This is a genomic window from Kitasatospora sp. NPDC038210 (assembly GCF_055600605.1).
Genome location: NZ_JBVJYK010000031.1, coordinates 1 through 15,030, shown reverse-complemented (window position 1 = coordinate 15,030; position 15,030 = coordinate 1). Strand labels below are relative to the sequence as shown.

General features: G+C 75.7%; 17 protein-coding genes. 7 read left to right on the top strand and 10 right to left on the bottom strand.

Translation table 11 applies throughout. From position 1 onward, the window contains the following. Window positions 1–172: 172 nt before the first annotated feature. Together ACZ7KX_RS37010 and ACZ7KX_RS37005 are read right to left on the bottom strand one after the other, a co-directional pair. Complete coding sequence (locus tag ACZ7KX_RS37010; protein ID WP_470330347.1) at window positions 173–826, bottom strand: flavin reductase family protein; 654 nt, start codon at window positions 824–826, stop codon at window positions 173–175. Between the two features lie 153 nt (window positions 827–979). After that, a complete protein-coding gene (locus ACZ7KX_RS37005; protein ID WP_470330346.1) occupies window positions 980–1,627 on the bottom strand; it encodes a carbonic anhydrase in 648 nt (215 codons plus the stop codon). Between the two features lie 289 nt (window positions 1,628–1,916). Between ACZ7KX_RS37005 and ACZ7KX_RS37000 the strand changes: the two genes are divergently transcribed. Together ACZ7KX_RS37000 and ACZ7KX_RS36995 are read left to right on the top strand one after the other, a co-directional pair. Further along, window positions 1,917–3,413 (top strand): phosphatase PAP2 family protein, encoded by a 1,497-nt coding sequence (locus tag ACZ7KX_RS37000; RefSeq protein WP_470330345.1) that lies wholly within the window; start codon window positions 1,917–1,919, stop codon window positions 3,411–3,413. 87 nt (window positions 3,414–3,500) lie between these two features. Beyond that, the gene (locus ACZ7KX_RS36995) at window positions 3,501–4,817 is read left to right on the top strand and encodes a cryptochrome/photolyase family protein (RefSeq protein ID WP_470330344.1); all 1,317 of its coding nucleotides are present in this window, start codon (window positions 3,501–3,503) and stop codon (window positions 4,815–4,817) included. A gap of 99 nt (window positions 4,818–4,916) precedes the next feature. On the opposite strand, the gene ACZ7KX_RS36990 is transcribed toward ACZ7KX_RS36995, so the two are convergent. Continuing rightward, complete coding sequence (locus ACZ7KX_RS36990) at window positions 4,917–5,633, bottom strand: SDR family NAD(P)-dependent oxidoreductase (RefSeq protein WP_470330396.1); 717 nt, start codon at window positions 5,631–5,633, stop codon at window positions 4,917–4,919. Between the two features lie 124 nt (window positions 5,634–5,757). Further along, window positions 5,758–6,933 (bottom strand): PP2C family protein-serine/threonine phosphatase, encoded by a 1,176-nt coding sequence (locus ACZ7KX_RS36985; protein WP_470330343.1) that lies wholly within the window; start codon window positions 6,931–6,933, stop codon window positions 5,758–5,760. 277 nt (window positions 6,934–7,210) lie between these two features. On the opposite strand from ACZ7KX_RS36985, the gene ACZ7KX_RS36980 reads away from it, so the two are divergent. Together ACZ7KX_RS36980 and ACZ7KX_RS36975 are read left to right on the top strand one after the other, a co-directional pair. Beyond that, the gene (locus tag ACZ7KX_RS36980; protein WP_470330395.1) at window positions 7,211–7,591 is read left to right on the top strand and encodes a helix-turn-helix transcriptional regulator; all 381 of its coding nucleotides are present in this window, start codon (window positions 7,211–7,213) and stop codon (window positions 7,589–7,591) included. 4 nt (window positions 7,592–7,595) lie between these two features. Then, window positions 7,596–8,012, top strand: a complete 417-nt coding sequence (locus tag ACZ7KX_RS36975) for a VOC family protein (RefSeq protein WP_350633829.1) — start codon at window positions 7,596–7,598, stop codon at window positions 8,010–8,012. A gap of 135 nt (window positions 8,013–8,147) precedes the next feature. Here the strand turns inward: ACZ7KX_RS36975 and ACZ7KX_RS36970 are convergent, their stop codons facing one another. The 3 genes from ACZ7KX_RS36970 to ACZ7KX_RS36960 form a co-directional block, all read right to left on the bottom strand. Next, window positions 8,148–8,363 carry a hypothetical protein gene (locus tag ACZ7KX_RS36970; RefSeq protein WP_470330342.1) on the bottom strand — a complete coding sequence of 72 codons (216 nt, stop codon included), beginning with the start codon at window positions 8,361–8,363 and terminating at the stop codon, window positions 8,148–8,150. Further along, window positions 8,360–9,133: a MerR family transcriptional regulator gene (locus ACZ7KX_RS36965; RefSeq protein WP_470330341.1), complete on the bottom strand. Its 774-nt coding sequence runs from the start codon at window positions 9,131–9,133 to the stop codon at window positions 8,360–8,362. Before ACZ7KX_RS36965 ends, ACZ7KX_RS36970 begins: the two co-directional genes overlap by 4 nt. 107 nt (window positions 9,134–9,240) lie before the next feature. Beyond that, window positions 9,241–10,536 (bottom strand): FAD-dependent monooxygenase, encoded by a 1,296-nt coding sequence (locus ACZ7KX_RS36960; protein WP_470330340.1) that lies wholly within the window; start codon window positions 10,534–10,536, stop codon window positions 9,241–9,243. Between the two features lie 231 nt (window positions 10,537–10,767). Between ACZ7KX_RS36960 and ACZ7KX_RS36955 the strand changes: the two genes are divergently transcribed. After that, entirely contained in the window at window positions 10,768–11,160 is a 393-nt protein-coding gene (locus ACZ7KX_RS36955) for a RidA family protein (protein ID WP_350519460.1), read from the top strand. Window positions 11,161–11,255: 95 nt separating this feature from the next. Here ACZ7KX_RS36955 and ACZ7KX_RS36950 read toward each other — a convergent pair whose 3' ends face one another. Continuing rightward, entirely contained in the window at window positions 11,256–12,041 is a 786-nt protein-coding gene (locus ACZ7KX_RS36950; protein WP_470330339.1) for an NAD(P)-dependent oxidoreductase, read from the bottom strand. 65 nt (window positions 12,042–12,106) lie between these two features. Between ACZ7KX_RS36950 and ACZ7KX_RS36945 the strand changes: the two genes are divergently transcribed. Further along, complete coding sequence (locus ACZ7KX_RS36945; RefSeq protein ID WP_470330338.1) at window positions 12,107–13,003, top strand: LysR family transcriptional regulator; 897 nt, start codon at window positions 12,107–12,109, stop codon at window positions 13,001–13,003. A gap of 93 nt (window positions 13,004–13,096) precedes the next feature. On the opposite strand, the gene ACZ7KX_RS36940 is transcribed toward ACZ7KX_RS36945, so the two are convergent. Beyond that, window positions 13,097–13,246, bottom strand: a complete 150-nt coding sequence (locus ACZ7KX_RS36940) for a hypothetical protein (protein WP_470330337.1) — start codon at window positions 13,244–13,246, stop codon at window positions 13,097–13,099. A 138-nt stretch (window positions 13,247–13,384) separates the two neighbouring features. Here ACZ7KX_RS36940 and ACZ7KX_RS36935 point away from each other — a divergent pair, with 138 nt between their 5' ends. After that, window positions 13,385–14,578, top strand: a complete 1,194-nt coding sequence (locus ACZ7KX_RS36935; protein WP_470330336.1) for a helix-turn-helix domain-containing protein — start codon at window positions 13,385–13,387, stop codon at window positions 14,576–14,578. Here ACZ7KX_RS36935 and ACZ7KX_RS36930 read toward each other — a convergent pair. After that, window positions 14,533–14,652, bottom strand: coding sequence for an alpha/beta hydrolase (locus ACZ7KX_RS36930; protein WP_470330335.1), 120 nt, complete (start codon window positions 14,650–14,652; stop codon window positions 14,533–14,535). The two genes, ACZ7KX_RS36935 and ACZ7KX_RS36930, sit on opposite strands and share 46 nt — an antisense overlap. Window positions 14,653–15,030 lie beyond the last annotated feature (378 nt).

Here is a 15,030-nt window from a genome sequence, read left to right as displayed (position 1 = left end):
GCCCTGCCGGAAGGTCCGAGGCCGCTGCCGTTGCTGATCTCGGCGACGAAGCGACGAAGGCGTTGGGGCCGGCGGCCTCCAGCCGCTGGGGACGGCTGCCGGGTGAACCGTTTCCCCTTGGAAGCCGCCCGGCCGGGGGAGGACGACGGGAGGCGCCGGGCACCGGCGGCCGTCACACGGCGGTGGCGGCCGGCGCCCGGCCGGGCAGCCGGCCGGGCATCTGCCAGCCCTCGGCGAGGCGGGAGGGGGCCAGCCGCCGACCGTCGCCGAAGAACTCGCAGAACTTCATGATCAGCGGGTCCCAGCCGACCGGGTCGACGTAGTGGCCGCTGCCCGGCACGATCAGCTGCTCCTCGACGTGGGCGCGCACCACCTTCACCTCGAAGGCGGTGCACCGCTCGTTGCCCGCCAGCGGCGTCGCCGCCTCCAGCCGGCACTCCAGCTGCACCGGGCACTCGGCGGCGCGCGGCGCCCGGACCAGCTCGCCCGCCAGCTCCGTCATCCCGGCCGCCTCGAACTTGCGCCGCTCGTGGCGGTAGCCCTGCTCCCGCCGCATCTCGGAGATGTGCGGGTTGGCCGTCAGCAGCGCGAGGGCGTCCACGGCGTCGACCTGCGCCGAGGAGGGCAGGTTGAGCACGCACTCGCCCTCGCGCCGCAGGTTGGCGGAGGTCTGGGAGGCGTTGCCCAGGCCCAGCATGCAGGACTGCCCCAGCCACCACGCCGAGGAGATCGGCGCGAGGTTGGCGCTGCCGTCCTCGTTGCGCGAGCCGATCAGCACCACGGGGGTGCCGAAGTACAGAACCTTGAGGTCGATGACCTTGTGCACGGGATTGCCGTCCTCGGGATGGGGAACCGTTGTCGATCACCGACTCTGCCCCCGCCCGTACGGGGGCGCTGGCGGTGATCGGACATCCAGTTCCCGCAGGTCACACCCGCCCTGCCGGTCACACGGGTCCCGAGGACGGCGCTCCGCGGTCCGTCAGGCGACCGGCCCGCGGGCGGCCACCTGACGGGCCTGGCCGTCGTGCAGCCGGTAGGACAGGCCCACCACGGCCACCGAGCCCTCGGCGACCCTGGAGGCGAGCAGCTGGGAACGCTCCACCAGCAGGTCCACGGTCTGGCGGATGTGCTCGTCCACGATCGCGTCCCGGTCCTCGATGCCCGCCGCCTTGGCGGACAGCACACTCGGGGTCACCCGCTCCACCACGTCCCGCACGAAGCCGCCCGGCAGCTGCCCCTGCTCCAGGGAGTCCAGCGCCGCCGCCACCGCACCGCAGGAGTCGTGCCCCAGCACGACCACCAGCGGGCACTCCAGCACGCTCACGCCGTACTCGATGCTGCCCAGCGCCTCCGCGCCGGTGACGTGCCCGGCGGTGCGCACCACGAACAGGTCGCCCAGGCCCTGGTCGAAGATGATCTCGGCGGCCAGACGGGAGTCCGAACAGCCGAACAGCACCGCGAAGGGCCGCTGCGCCGGGGCGAGCGCGGCGCGGCGCCCGGCGTCCTGGTTGGGGTGCTCGGGACTGCCCGCGACGAACCGGGCATTGCCCTCCAGCAGCACCCGCAGGGCCTCGCGGGGGTCGGATATCGGGTCGGACATCGGGTCGGACATCGGTGTGGGGATCATGCCAGCACCCTAGATCGCCGCAGGTGGGCCCCGCAGCCGGGGGTGACGGGTCTCACTGGGGCACGGCGCCCGCCGCCCGGTGCTGCGACACGCCGTCATCCCGCCCTGCTGCGCCGGCGCCCGTGCCGTCCTAGGCTCGCCGGACGGAGCAACGGGGACGAAGCGACCCGGGCCGGAGCGGACAGGGGTGGGGCACATGTGGACGAAGCGCAACGGAGCGTCACGGGTCCGAGCATCACGGGTCGGAGCGTTACGGGCCGGAGCGGCCCGACCGGGCGCGGCCCGGTCGGTGGCAGCCCGGCTGGACACCCTCGACCGCGCCCTGTTCGACCGGATCGCCGCCGCGCCGCTGCCCGGCACCCGCTCCTGGCCGCGCCTCCTGAGCCGGGCCGCCGACCACGGCCTGCTGTGGACGGGCACCGCCGCGCTCCTCGGCGCGGTCGGCGGACGCACCGGGCGGCGTGCCGCACTGCGCGGCCTCGGCGCGCTCGCCCTCGCCTCCGCCACCGCCAACACCGTCGCCAAGCACGCCACCCGGCGCCCCCGCCCACTGCTGGACTCCGTCCCGCACGCGCGCCGGCTGCTGCGCCAGCCCGTCACCACCTCCTTCCCGTCCGGTCACTCCGCCTCCGCGGCCGCCTTCGCCACCGGGGTGGCGATCGAGTCCCCGCTGCTGGGCGCAGCCGTCGCGCCGCTCGCCGCCGCGGTGGCGTTCTCCCGCGTCCACACCGGCGTGCACTACCCCGGCGACGTGCTGGCGGGCACGGCCCTGGGTGCGGCGGCGGCCGCCGCCACCCTGCACTGGTGGCCGCGCTCCTCCGCCGCGCCGGCGCCGGCCGCCCCCGCCCTATGCCCGGCCCCCGCCCTGCCGCGGGGACGGGGACTGTCGGTCGTGGTCAACGCGGGCTCCGGCAACGGCTCCCCGATCGCCCCCGGGCCCGAGGACACGGCCGAGACGCTGCGCACCCTGCTGCCCGAGGCGGACGTCCGGGTGTGCGGGCCCGGGGACGACCTGACCGAACTGCTGACCGGGGCCGCCGACCGCGCCGCCCGGGCCGGCGGCGCGCTCGGGGTGTGCGGCGGCGACGGCAGCGTCAACCTGGCCGCCGCCCTCGCCGTCGAACGCGCCGTGCCGCTGGCGGTCTTCCCCGGCGGCACCCTCAACCACTTCGCCCTCGACCTCGGCACCGCCACCCACCAGGACACCGCCGAGGCCGTCGAGGCCGGCAACGCCGTCGGCGTCGACCTCGCCCTGGCCACCGACGGCACCGGGCAGCGAGTCTTCGTCAACACCTTCAGCCTCGGCATCTACCCCGAACTCGTCCACCAGCGCGAGAAGTTGGAGAAGCGCCTCGGCAAGTGGCCGGCCCTCGCCGTCGCCCTCGCCACCCTCCTGCCCACGGCCGAACCCGTCACCGTCCACGCCGACGGCCGCACCCACCGGCTGTGGCTGCTGTTCGCCGGCAACGGCGCCTACGAACCGGCCGGCGTCGCCCCCACCCGCCGCGCCGCCCTGGCCGACGGCCGGCTCGACGTCCGGGTCGTCGACGGCGCCGCGCCCCTCGCCCGTACCCGCCTGGTCGCCGCCCTCCTGACCGGCACCCTGCACCGCTCCCGGGTCTACCGCACCGCCCACCTGCGCGCCCTGCACCTGGACTCCCTCGGCGACGCCGACCGCATCGCCGTCGACGGCGAATCCGTCCCCGCCCGCGGAACCCTGCGACTGTCCAAGGCCCACGCCGCGCTCACCGTCTACCGGCCCCAGGGCCCCCAATCCGTTTCCTGAACCGCTCCGAACCACCGGGGAACCGTCCGCCGACTTGCCGCCTGCCGCCTGCCGCCCGCCCTTCCAGACGCACCGTACGAGGCCCCGATGAGCACCGCCGTCGTCCTGTTCACCCAGGACCTGCGCCTGCACGACAACCCCGCCCTGCACGCCGCCCGCACCGGCGCCGACCGGGTCCTGCCGCTGTTCGTCCTCGACCCCGCCGTCGACAAGGCCGACTTCGCCCCGCCCAACCGGCGCGCCTTCCTCGCCGACGGCCTCGCCGACCTCGACCGGGCCCTGCGCGCGGCCGGCTCCCGCCTGGTCCTGCGCCACGGCGACCCCGCCGAACAGACCGCCCGCGTCGCCGCCGAATGCGACGCCACCGCCGTCCACACCGCCGCCGGCGTCTCCGCCTTCGCCACCCGCCGCGAAGCCGCCCTGCGCCGGGCCCTGGGGGAGCGGCTGCACCTGCATGACGGCCTCACCGTCGTCCCCGCCGGCACCCTCACCCCCGCCGGACGCGACCACTACGCCGTCTTCACTCCCTACCTGCGCGCCTGGCAGCAGGCCCCGCACCGCCCCGTCCTGCCCGCCCCGCGCACCCTCGCCACCCCCGACCACCCGCACGGCGACCCGCTGCCCACCACCCCCGCCGGCACCTCCCCGGGCCTGCCGCCCGGCGGCGAACGCGCCGCCCGGCGCCGGCTGCGCGCCTGGAACCCGGCCGACTACGACCACCTGCACGACGACCTCGCCGCCGACGCCACCTCCCGCCTCTCGCCCTACCTGCACTTCGGCTGCCTGTCCGCCACCGAACTCGCCCGGCACGCCGCCGCACACGGCGGACCCGGCGCCGACGCCCTGGTCCGCCAACTCGCCTGGCGCGACTTCCACCACCAGGTCCTGGCCGCCCGCCCCGACGCCGCCCACACCGACTACCGCCCCCGCGACACCCGCTGGCACCACGACGAACAGGAACTGCAGGCCTGGCGCGAAGGCCGCACCGGCTACCCGATCGTCGACGCCGGCATGCGCCAACTCGCCCACGAAGGCTGGATGCACAACCGCGCCCGCCTGATCACCGCCTCCTTCCTCACCAAGACCCTGCGCCACGACTGGCGCCCCGGCGCCGCCCACTTCCTCCACCTCCTCGTCGACGGCGACCTCGCCAACAACCAGCTCAACTGGCAGTGGATCGCCGGCACCGGCAACGACACCCGCCCCAACCGCGTCCTCAACCCCCTGCGCCAGGCCGAGCGCTACGACCCCGACGGCACCTACGTACGCCGCTGGCTGCCCGAACTCGCCCACCTCCCCGGCCGGGCCGTCCACCAGCCCTGGACGTGGGACGGACCGCTCGACTACCCCGACCCCCTGGTGCCCCCGGACGCCCTGACGGCCCGCATGCGGGGGACGGGGTGACGGCTGCCCGGCCGTGCCGTGCGGCGGCCCCGGAAGCGGGGCCCGCCCGGCTCCGGCCGACCGGGCCCTCCCCTGTGGGGCCCGGTCGGCCGGGCGGGCTCAGGCGGTGTAGCCGCCGTCGACGGCGAGGGCGGTGCCGGTGACGTAGCGCCCGCCGGGGCCGGCCAGGAAGGCGACGGCGGCGGCGACGTCCTCGGCCCGGCCGTAGTGGCCCAGGGCGGTGAGGGAGCGCTGGAAGTCGGCGCTGTCGCCGTCGGCCGGGTTCATGTCCGTGTCGATCGGGCCCGGGTCCACGACGGTCGCGGTGATGCCGCGCGGGCCGAGCTCGCGCGCCAGAGCCCTGGTCATCCCGGTGAGGGCGGCCTTGGCCGTGGCCTGCAGGACGAAGTTCGCGCCCGGCACCCGCCCGTTGAACCCGCCCCCGCCCATGTGCCGGGCGGCGGCCTGGGCGGCCAGGAACACCGAACGGACGTCCACCGCCAGCACCCGGTCCAGGTCCTCGGCCGTGACCTCCTCCAGCGGCCCGTAGGCGAGGAAGCCCGCGTTGTTCACCAGGATGTCCAGGCCGCCGAGCTGCGCCACCGTCTGCTCCACCGCCCGCGCCGCCGCGTCCGGCCGGGTCAGGTCCGCCCGGACGACCACGGCCCGCCCGCCGTCCGCCTCGATCCGCTCCGCGACGGCGCGGGCCTCCTCCTGCGCCCGCACGTACGTCAGCGCCACCGCCGCGCCCTGCTCCGCCAGCCGTCCGGCGATCGCCGCGCCGATCCCGCGGCTGCCGCCGGTCACCAGCGCCACCTTGCCGGTCAGCTCGCCCATGGTCTCCTCCTCCGTCGCCGGTGTGTTCGTCACACCGGGACGGTAGGAGCTGACACCGATGTCAGATTCAAGCCGCTACGCCGCCGGACCGCCGGACCTCCGGACCGATGGACCGGCCGCGCCGCTACGCCGTGGCCGCACCGCGCAGGGCCAGGACCGTGACGTCGTCACGGCTGCGCCCGCCGCTCCAGCGCCGGGCCCGCAGGTCGAGGGCCCCGGGCAGGGCCTCGGCCGGGGTGGCGGCGAGATCGGCCAGGCCCTGCTCGACCGGGTAGAACGTGCCGGAGGCGTCCTGCGCCTCGGTGATGCCGTCGGTGAGCAGCACCAGCACCCCGTCGGCGGGCACCACGACCCGCCGGACCGTACGCGGCTGCGCCCCGCCGGTCAGCTCCGCGAGCGAGGCCAGGCCCAGCGGGATCCCGGTCGGCAGCGCGACGGGCTCCACCCGGCCGTCGGCGCGCAGCAGGTAGGGGGCGAGGTGGCCGCAGTTGACGGCCTGCAGCTCGGTGCAAGCTTCCTCACCCGTGTTGGCGCCCATGCCGCCGCCGTCCGGGGCGCCGTCCGGGCCCGTGCCGCCGTCCGGGCCCGTGCCCAGGACGGTCGCGGTGACGAAACGTTCCTGCTCCCCGCTCTGCACCACGTACGCGTTGTGCCGCTCCACCGCCGCCTCCAGGGCGTCGGCGACCGCGGTCAGCTCCGCCTCGCGGAAGGCCGCCTCCCGGAAGGCGCTCAGCACCGCGAAGCCCGTACCGATCGCGGGCAGGCCCTTGCCCTGCACGTCGCCCACCAGCACCCGGGTGCCGTGCGGGGTCTCGGCGATGTCATACAGGTCGCCGCCCACCATGGCGTCCTCCTCCACCGGCCGGTACAGCCCGTCCAGGCGCACGTCCGCCGTGGTCACCGGCAGCGGACGCAGCAGCTGGCGCTGCAGCGCCACCGCGCTCTGGCGCATCCGCGACAGCTCCCGCTCGCGCCGCACCCGCCGCGCGCACAGCCCGATCACGGCGGCCTCCGCGCCGACCACCGCCACCAGGGTGCCCACCCGCGCCTCCAGGTCCGGCGGCGGGAACAGCACCGTGCTCACCCCCACCACCGCGGCCACCCACACCGAGACGGCCACCGTCTGCGCCACCGTGCCCCGGCCCGCCAGGAACGCGGGCAGGAACACCAGCAGCAGCACCAGCCGGGCGCTGCTGCCGCTGGCCGCCTGCCCGAGCAGCACGACGGCGGTGGCGGCCAGCACGCCCAGCACCACCGCCCGGTTGCCGGGCGCGCGCGGGACGGTTCCGTCGCTCTCCACCCCGCCACCCTCTCCGTCGTCCGTCTCGCCCGGCCGTCCCCCCAGGGTGGGCGGCACGGCGGCGCGGGCGCCAACGGGCCGCGCCGGACGGGGGAAGCCGGCGGAACCCGCAGCCGGACCGGGGAAAGCCGGGGGAGTGTCGGCGGCGGTGGGTACGGTGGCTGGTGTGTCCACCCCTGAACCCCGCGAGCCCGGTACGAGCCGCGCGCCCGCCACCGGCCGCGCCACCCGCGTACCCCTGGCCGACCTCGTCCGGCTGCGCCAGGCCCGCGACCGGATGGACCGCGACTACGAGCAGCCCCTCGACGTGCCCGCGCTCGCCCGCACCGCGCTGATGTCCTCCGGCCACTTCTCGCGCAGCTTCCGCACCGCCTACGGCGAGACCCCGTACAGCTACCTCATGACCCGCCGGATCGAACGGGCCAAGGCACTGCTGCGGCGCGGGGACCTCAGCGTCACCGAGGTGTGCATGGCGGTCGGCTGTACGTCGCTGGGTTCCTTCAGCACCCGCTTCACCGAACTCGTCGGCGAGAGCCCCAGCGCCTACCGCGCCCGCGACCACGGCGACGGCGCCGCGATCCCCGCCTGCGTCGCCAAGATCCGCACCCGCCCGGTCCGGCGGACGGGCGCCAAGGACGGGCCCTCTCCCGTAGCGTGACGCCATGAGCATCGAACTCGCGCAGTGCTTCATCGCCGTCGACGACCACGACCGGGCCCTCGCCTTCTACCGCGACGTCCTCGGCTTCGAGGTCCGCAACGACGTCGGCTTCGAAGGCATGCGCTGGGTCACCGTCGGCTCGCCCGACCAGCCCGGCGTCGAGATCGTCCTGGAACCCCCGCTGGCCGACCCGCACGCCTCCGAGGACGACCGCCAAGCCGCCGCCGAACTCCTCGCCAAGGGCCTGCTGCGCGGCGTCATCTTCCGCACCGACGACTGCGACGCCACCTTCGAACGCATCCGCGCCGCCGGCGCCGAAGTCCTCCAGGAACCCATGGACCAGCCCTACGGCGTCCGCGACTGCGCCTTCCGCGACCCCTCGGGCAACATGCTCCGCTTCAACCAGCCCCGCACGAAGTAACCCGGCGCGCCCCGGTCTTCCGCCGGCGCGCTGCGCGCTGCCTCTCCGGGTGTTCCCGGGGTGGGCGGGGCGGTGGTGGCCCCGGACGGGCCCGGTCCGGTCCACCCCCGTGGGGCCGGGCCGGGGCCGCCGGGGTCACGGGGTGAGCAGGCAGGCCCGGACCACCAGTGCGGCGGTGACGGCGGGCAGGGCCGGCCAGGGCAGGAGGCCGGCCGTGGCGGCGAGGGTGGCCGGGGAGAGGACGGGCAGGGCGGCGGCCAGGTGGAGGCGCAGCTGCACGTGGTGGGGCAGCCGGTCCGGGTCGGCGGGGTCCGTGGGTGTGGGGTCGGCGGGCGGGGTGGCGGTCATCATGAGCTCCGGCGGGCCTGGTCGAGGTAGGTGCGCAGCGGCGCCCAGGCGTCGGCCGGGGCGTCGGGGACGCCGGACATCGCGGCGGGGTCCTCGCGCCAGGCGGTGCGGACGGCGGCCGCGAGGGTGGCGTCGCCGCCGCTGAAGAGGCGGGAGAGTTCGTCGAGGCGCCCGGCGATGCGGCGGACCCGGGGGTCGGTGGGGTCGACCCCGGCGGTGCGCAGGGCCTCGGCGCTGCGGTAGAGCTGGGGCCATTCGACCTCCAGCAGGTAGTGGGCGGCGGGGCCGAGGGCGGCGGCGTGGTCGGCGAGGGCGTGGACCTGGTCGTCGTCGAGGTGGCGGTGCAGGACCTCCTGGGCGGCGGGGCCGGTGGGTCCGGTGGCGCCGACGGCCTGGACCAGGCGCAGCAGGTCGGCGGTGTCGGGGGTGCGTTCGGCGGTGAGTTCGGTGTGCACGTGGGCGAGGCGTTCGCGCAGCGCCTGCAGGGCGGTGAGGGAGGCGTCGGTGGCGGCCAGGTGCTCACGCACCAGCCGGACGGGGTCGATGCCGGCGTCCAGGCAGGTGGCGATGGTGTCCAGGCCCAGGCCCAGGCGGCGCAGGGCGAGGATCTGGTAGAGGCGGACGACGTCCGGCTCGGTGTAGGCGCGGTGGCCGGAGGAGGTGCGCAGGGAGGGGCTGAGCAGGCCGATGCCGTCCCAGTGGTGCAGGGTGCGTACGGTCAGGCCGCTGGCCTCGGCGAGGGGGCCGACCTTCCACGTCTGTTCGGTGGTCATGGCACGAGCATTCCTCCTGACGTCGCGTGAGGTGCAAGCCCCCGTGCACACCCGGTGTCCCGGGCCGGCCCCGGTGTCCCGGCCCCGGTGTCTCGGGCCGCGGTGTTTCAGGCCGCGGCGGTGCGGGCCGGCAGCGGGTAGTCGGGCAGGTCGATGGCGTCGGCCTTGGCGAACTGGGCGGCGAGCAGGTTGCGCAGCGGCCGGCGGCTCATCCAGCGCATGGAGGCGGCGCGCAGGCGGATCATCAGGGCGGTGTCGGGGGCGTAGCCGCTCAGGCCGCCGGGCGGCAGTTCCTGGGCCCGGGCGACGTAGGGGCGCATCAGCTCCTCGTAGCGGGCGAAGGCGGTGCGGAAGGCGCCGTCGGCGGCGGCGAGTTCGCCGGCGAGCAGGTAGGCGCCGACGAGGGCGAGGCTGGTGCCGAGGCCGGTGAGGGGGCTGGGGCTGTAGCCGGCGTCGCCGAGCAGGACGACGCGGCCGCGGCTGTAGTGGTCGAGGCGGATCTGGCCGAAGGAGTCGAAGGCGAAGTCCTCGGCGGTGCGCATCCCGGCGAGCAGCCGGTCCACCTCCCAGCCGGCGCCGGCGAAGCGGTCGGCGAGCAGGCGCTTGAGGGCGGCGCCGTCGCGGCGGTCGTACGTCAGCGGGTCGGAGCGGAAGCCGAGGGAGGCCTTGACCTCGCCGGGCAGCCGGCCCGGGCGGGCGCCGGCGACCAGGCCGCCGGGGGCGTTGTACATCAGGAACCAGCTGTCGAGGTCGCGGGCGAGCGCGGGGTCGTGGACGGTGAACCAGGCGTGGTAGCCGCCGAGCGGGTGGTAGTGGCTGCTGCCGTTGCCGCCGCTGGTGCCGAGGCCGCTGCCGCCGCCGTTGCCGGGGCCCTGCCCGCGGTTGCTGCCTCCGGGGGCTTCGAAGGCGAGGCGGCGTACGGCGGAGTGCAGGCCGTCCGCGCCGACGACCAGGGCGAAGCGGCGGGCGGGGGCGTTCTCGAAGGTGACGGTGACGCCGTCGGCGTCCTCGGCGAGCGCGGTGACGGTGTCGTCCCACAGGTACTCGACGCCGTCGGTGGCCTCCCGGAGCACGTCGGCGAGGTCGCCGCGCAGGATCTCGACCTCGGAGACGATGCCCTCGCCCTCGAACAGCTCGACGGGGATCCGGGCGGTCCGGCGCCCTCGCCGGTCGACCAGGGCGACGCCGCGCTGGTCGACGCACAGCGCGCGGACGCGTTCCGTCAGGCCCATCCGCTCGACGACGGTGCGTGCGGCGCCGCGCAGGTCGACGGCCTGCCCGCCGGGGCGCGGGCCGGGGGCGCGCTCGACGACGGTGGGGTTGAAGCCGTGGCGGCGCAGCCAGTGGGCGAGGGCGGGGCCGGCGATGCCGCCGCCGGAGACGAGGATGTCGGTGTTGTCCATGGAGGGGCTTCCCGTCGGTGCGTGCGTACGGTGGTGTCCGATGCCGACGAATGTACGCCGTACGCATGGGCTCAACAAGCCCTGTAGTGCGAGAACTTGACTTTGGTGTACTAGTGCAGTAGGGCGCCCGGGGCCCGTTCCGGCGGGCTGCCACGCCCGGCTCCGGGCATCCGCGCAGGCCGGAGGCCGTCAAGGACGGCCACGGGTGCACTAGTGCGGCACGATGGCGGCATGGAGAACACTCGACAGATGGTCAGTTCCGGCTCCCCCCTCGAACCGCGGATCGGCTTCTCCCGGGCCGTGCGCAAGGGCCCGTACGTCGCGGTCGCGGGCACCGCCCCGCTCGGCGAGAACGGCACCACGGTGGGGCAGGGCGACGTCCACGCCCAGACCGCCCGCTGCCTGGACATCGCCGAAGCCGCCCTCAAGGAGGCCGGCGCCTCGCTCCGGGACGTCGTGCGCACCCGCATCATGCTCACCGACATCACGCGCTGGAAGGAGGCCGCCCGCGCCCACGGCGAACGCTTCGCGACGATCCGCCCGGCCTGCACCTTCGTGGAGGTCTCGCGCTTCCTCGACGAGCAGTGGCTGGTCGAGATCGAGGTCGACGCGGTCATCGGCTAAAGGCGGGGCGGGGCCGAGGAGGCCGGGCCGGGGCTCCCGGCCGGTGGCGGGGTGCGGACCCGCCACCGGCCCGACGGCGCCCGGGACTTCGGGCCCTACCCCCGCCGCAGAGCGCCCACCACCGCCGACAGGTCCTCCTCGGCGATCGACGGGTCCGCCAGCAGCACCTCCCGGGCCGCCGCCAGGACCGGGCCGCCGCCCGCCAGGGCCAGGTCCTTCGCGGCCAGGCGCACCGGGAAGTCCGAGTCCGTGCTGTGCGCCCGGGCCACCACCCCCGCGAGCGGCCCGGCCGCCAGCACCTCCCGCGCCACCTCCGGCGGCACGCCCAACTCCCCGGCCACCGCAAGCACTTCGCCGACCACCGTGACCGAGGCGACGATCGCCCCGATCGCCACCACCTTCAGCGCCGCCCCCGCCCCCGGGCCGCCGCAGCGCCGCACCCGCCCCAGCTGCTCCAGGACGGGCTGCGCGCGGTCCAGGTCGGCGTCCTCGCCGCCCGCGAGGACGGTCAGGCCGCCGGTGGCCGCCGGGCCCACGCTGCCGAGCACCGGGGCGTCCACCAGGGCGACGCCGTCCGGGAGTTGCTCACGCAGGCCGGCGGTGGCGGCCGGGCCGATCGAGGACATGTCGATCCACAGCGTGCCCGGCGCCAGCTCCGGCGTGAAGTGCCCGGCCACCTCGGCGACCGCCGCCGGGTCGGAGAGCATGGTGACGACGACGTCCGCGCCCCGCACCGCCTCCGCCGGGGTGGCGGCTTCGGTGAGGCCCCCGGCGCGGCCGGGGGAGCGGTTCCAGACGGTCAACGGGTGGCCGGCGGCGGCGAGGCGACGGGCCATCGGCAGGCCCATGCGGCCCAGCCCCAGAAAGGCGATCTTCTCCATGGCCACCACGCTAGGCAGCCCCGAGCCAGGCGACAAGCGAATGTCCGGCATGGTAGCCATGCGGAATGGACATGGCTTGGCTGGACGTCTTCCGCACCGTCGCGCACCTCGGCTCCTTCACCGCCGCCGGAGAACGGCTGGGCTTCACCCAGTCCGCGATCTCCCGCCAGATCGCCACCCTGGAAAGCGAGTTGGGCACCCCGCTGTTCGACCGCCTGGCCCGCGGCGTACGGCTGACCGAGCACGGCCGCGCCCTGCTGCCGCACGCCGAAGCCATGCTCGAACGCCTCGACACCACCCGGCGCGACCTCGCCGCACTCACCGAACTCACCGCCGGACAGCTGCGGGTGGGCGCCTTCGACAGCGCCAACGCGGCCCTCGTCCCCGGCGCGCTCGCCGCCTTCCGCACCGCGCACCCCCAGGTGGCGATCAGCCTCACCGAAGGCCTCTCCGCCCACCTGCTGGAACTTCTCGGCAACGGCGCGATCGACCTGGCCGTCGTCGCCTCCTACGACCAGGACGCCTACGACGCGGACCAGTTCGACGTGCGGCCGCTGCTGGAGGACCCGGTGCTGGTCGCCCTGCCACGCGGACACCGCCTGGCCGGCCGGCGCCGCCTGCGGCTGGCCGAACTCGCCGACGAACCCTGGATCGCCGCCCGCCGCCACGCCGAGACCACCCTCCTCGCCGCCTGCCTGCGCAGCGGCTTCCAGCCCCGGATCGAGTACGCGGTCGCCGCGTGGACGGCCAAGCTCGGCCTGGTCGCCGCCGGCCTGGGCCCCACCCTGATCCCCTCGCTGGCCGCCCGCGCCGCCCGCCCCGACATCGCCCTCGTCCCGCTCCACCCCGACGACACCCCGGTCCGGCACGTCCACACGGTGACCCGCCGCGGGCAGCGGGTGGCGCCGGCGGTGGCGGCGTTCGCGGGGTTCCTGCGCGAGGCGGCGGGGGCGGGGGAGTAGGGGTGGTTGGGGGGAGGGGGAGTAGCCGGGGAAGGGCCCGCACCCGCGCGCGAGGGGCCGTCCGTCGTCCGTCGTCCGTGCGGCCCCCCCGGGTCAGCGGCGCAGCGCGATGACGCCCGCCAGGGCGGTCAGCGCGGGGCCGAGGAGCAGGAGCAGGCGGCGGGGGCGGGACTGCAGGGTCAGGCGGAAGCCGCCTGCGCGGAACTCCAGGAACGGACGCGGGGGACGCTGCTGACGGCGCATGTGGTATCTCCGGGGTTTGCGACAACTCGGTACGTCCCCCATCACAATGGCCTGTGGGGTGGTTGCGTCAGGTCGCAACCACGACGTGCAGCGGGAGAGCGCAACGTGCCGACGGCGCAACACGGGGGAGAACGAGGCGTGACGCGGGAGCAGATGCCCGTACGACGGGGGCTGGCCCCGCTGGACGAGCGGCTGTCGGAGCCGGAGCGGCGCTGTGCGGAGCGGCTGCGGGAGTTGCGGGCGCGGATCGGCCTGACCTCGGAGGAACTGGCCGAGCGGCTGAGCGGGGACGGGCTCCGCGTCGACCGGACCAGGCTGTCGAAGTTCTTCAACGGCCGGGAGGTGCCGCGCCGGGAGATCGCCGTGCGGCTCCACGCGTTGGCGGCCGAGGGCGAGGGCGTGGAGGTGTCCGCCGAGGAGGTCGGGGCGACGAGGGCGCTGATGTACGCGGCCGCCTGCGTGCGCAGCCCGCTGCAGGCCCGGGAGTTCGAACTCGCCACCGCGAAGGAGGAACTCGACCTCCACCGGGCCGCGGCCGTGGAGGAGTTGGCCTCCCTGCAACGTGAACTCCGCGACGAGCGCAAGCGCCGCCAGGACGCGGAGGACGCGCTGGAGGACATGGCCTTCCACAGCCGGGCGGAGGTCCGCGCACTGGCCGAGGAGCGGGACGCGGCGCTGGAGCGCATCGCGGAGTTGGAGGACCAGATCCGGCAGGCGGGGGCCGTGCTCAGGCTGCGCGACCGGGACGCCGAGACCCTCGACCAGATCACCCGGGCCACGGACGCGGAACTGGCCCTGTGGGAGCACGGCGGCACAGGCGAGATGGCCGGGATCTGTGCCGCGGTCGTGCACCTGCGCCATGCCGACGAGGACGACGCCGCCAACCGTCTCATCGATCAGATCGCACTGGGGCGTCCTGTCCGGGACGTCATGCGCCTGGTGGACGAGTTCGCCGCCCTGCGTCGCTACCTCGACGGATCCAGGGCCGAAGCCGTACTTGCCTCCAAGCGAAAGCCCATGGACCTCTTCCGATGGCTCTCGAACGAGGGTGAGCAGAGCGAGGCACGTTCGCACCTGCTGGGGATCTTGGCCGCAAAGGCGCCCGTCGAGCACCTCGTTCGGATCAACAAAGCATGTGTGGATCACGGAAGTCTGGATCTGGGATCCGCGCTGCGGAAGGCGATCATCGCGCAGGAACGGGAGGTGCCCGAGAGCAGGGGCGACCTGTGGACCACGCACCTCAGGGTGATGCTGAACGTCATGCGGCGGGTGGACGCCGCCGACGCTCAGCAGGTGGCGTCCGCCGCCGGAAGCGCCCCCGTCGACAGGTAGGCGTCGACGGCCCGGGCGGCGCAGGGGCTGTAGCCGGTGGGGTAGACGGAGACCCAGGCCCGTCCCGGCGTCACCCTCGCCGCCCTGCTCACCCTGCGCGCCTACGGCCGCGCCGCCGGGTAGGGCGCCCTTCTCCGGGAACGACCGGCTCCGCGGCAGGGCTCGCGGCAGGGTCCGCGGGCGGGCCGCTCGGGAGGGACCCGGAGCCGAGCGGCGGGCTGCGCCGGGAAGCGGCGGCCGCGTCGTGGACTTCTCCCGCTACCTGTCCGCCGCGACCGTCACACTGCGCCCAGGCCCGTCCGCCGCGCGGCCCCGCGTCACCACCGGGCTGACCGCCCCACCACCGGGCGCCTGACGCAGTGCCTACGGGTGGGCGTTCTTGACCGTGGGCTGCGTCTTCTGGTTGTAGATCTCCTTGCCGTTCGTGTCGTAGGCGTGGACGTAGGGGGTCG

Coding starts and splice junctions, on each gene's coding strand:
- ACZ7KX_RS37005 (WP_470330346.1), bottom strand. CDS start 1,627: ATGATCCCCACACCGATGTCCGACCCGATGTCCGACCCGATATCCGAC.
- ACZ7KX_RS36995 (WP_470330344.1), top strand. CDS start 3,501: ATGAGCACCGCCGTCGTCCTGTTCACCCAGGACCTGCGCCTGCACGAC.
- ACZ7KX_RS36990 (WP_470330396.1), bottom strand. CDS start 5,633: ATGGGCGAGCTGACCGGCAAGGTGGCGCTGGTGACCGGCGGCAGCCGC.
- ACZ7KX_RS36980 (WP_470330395.1), top strand. CDS start 7,211: ATGGACCGCGACTACGAGCAGCCCCTCGACGTGCCCGCGCTCGCCCGC.
- ACZ7KX_RS36975 (WP_350633829.1), top strand. CDS start 7,596: ATGAGCATCGAACTCGCGCAGTGCTTCATCGCCGTCGACGACCACGAC.
- ACZ7KX_RS36970 (WP_470330342.1), bottom strand. CDS start 8,363: ATGATGACCGCCACCCCGCCCGCCGACCCCACACCCACGGACCCCGCC.
- ACZ7KX_RS36965 (WP_470330341.1), bottom strand. CDS start 9,133: ATGACCACCGAACAGACGTGGAAGGTCGGCCCCCTCGCCGAGGCCAGC.
- ACZ7KX_RS36960 (WP_470330340.1), bottom strand. CDS start 10,536: ATGGACAACACCGACATCCTCGTCTCCGGCGGCGGCATCGCCGGCCCC.
- ACZ7KX_RS36955 (WP_350519460.1), top strand. CDS start 10,768: ATGGAGAACACTCGACAGATGGTCAGTTCCGGCTCCCCCCTCGAACCG.
- ACZ7KX_RS36950 (WP_470330339.1), bottom strand. CDS start 12,041: ATGGAGAAGATCGCCTTTCTGGGGCTGGGCCGCATGGGCCTGCCGATG.
- ACZ7KX_RS36945 (WP_470330338.1), top strand. CDS start 12,107: ATGGACATGGCTTGGCTGGACGTCTTCCGCACCGTCGCGCACCTCGGC.
- ACZ7KX_RS36940 (WP_470330337.1), bottom strand. CDS start 13,246: ATGCGCCGTCAGCAGCGTCCCCCGCGTCCGTTCCTGGAGTTCCGCGCA.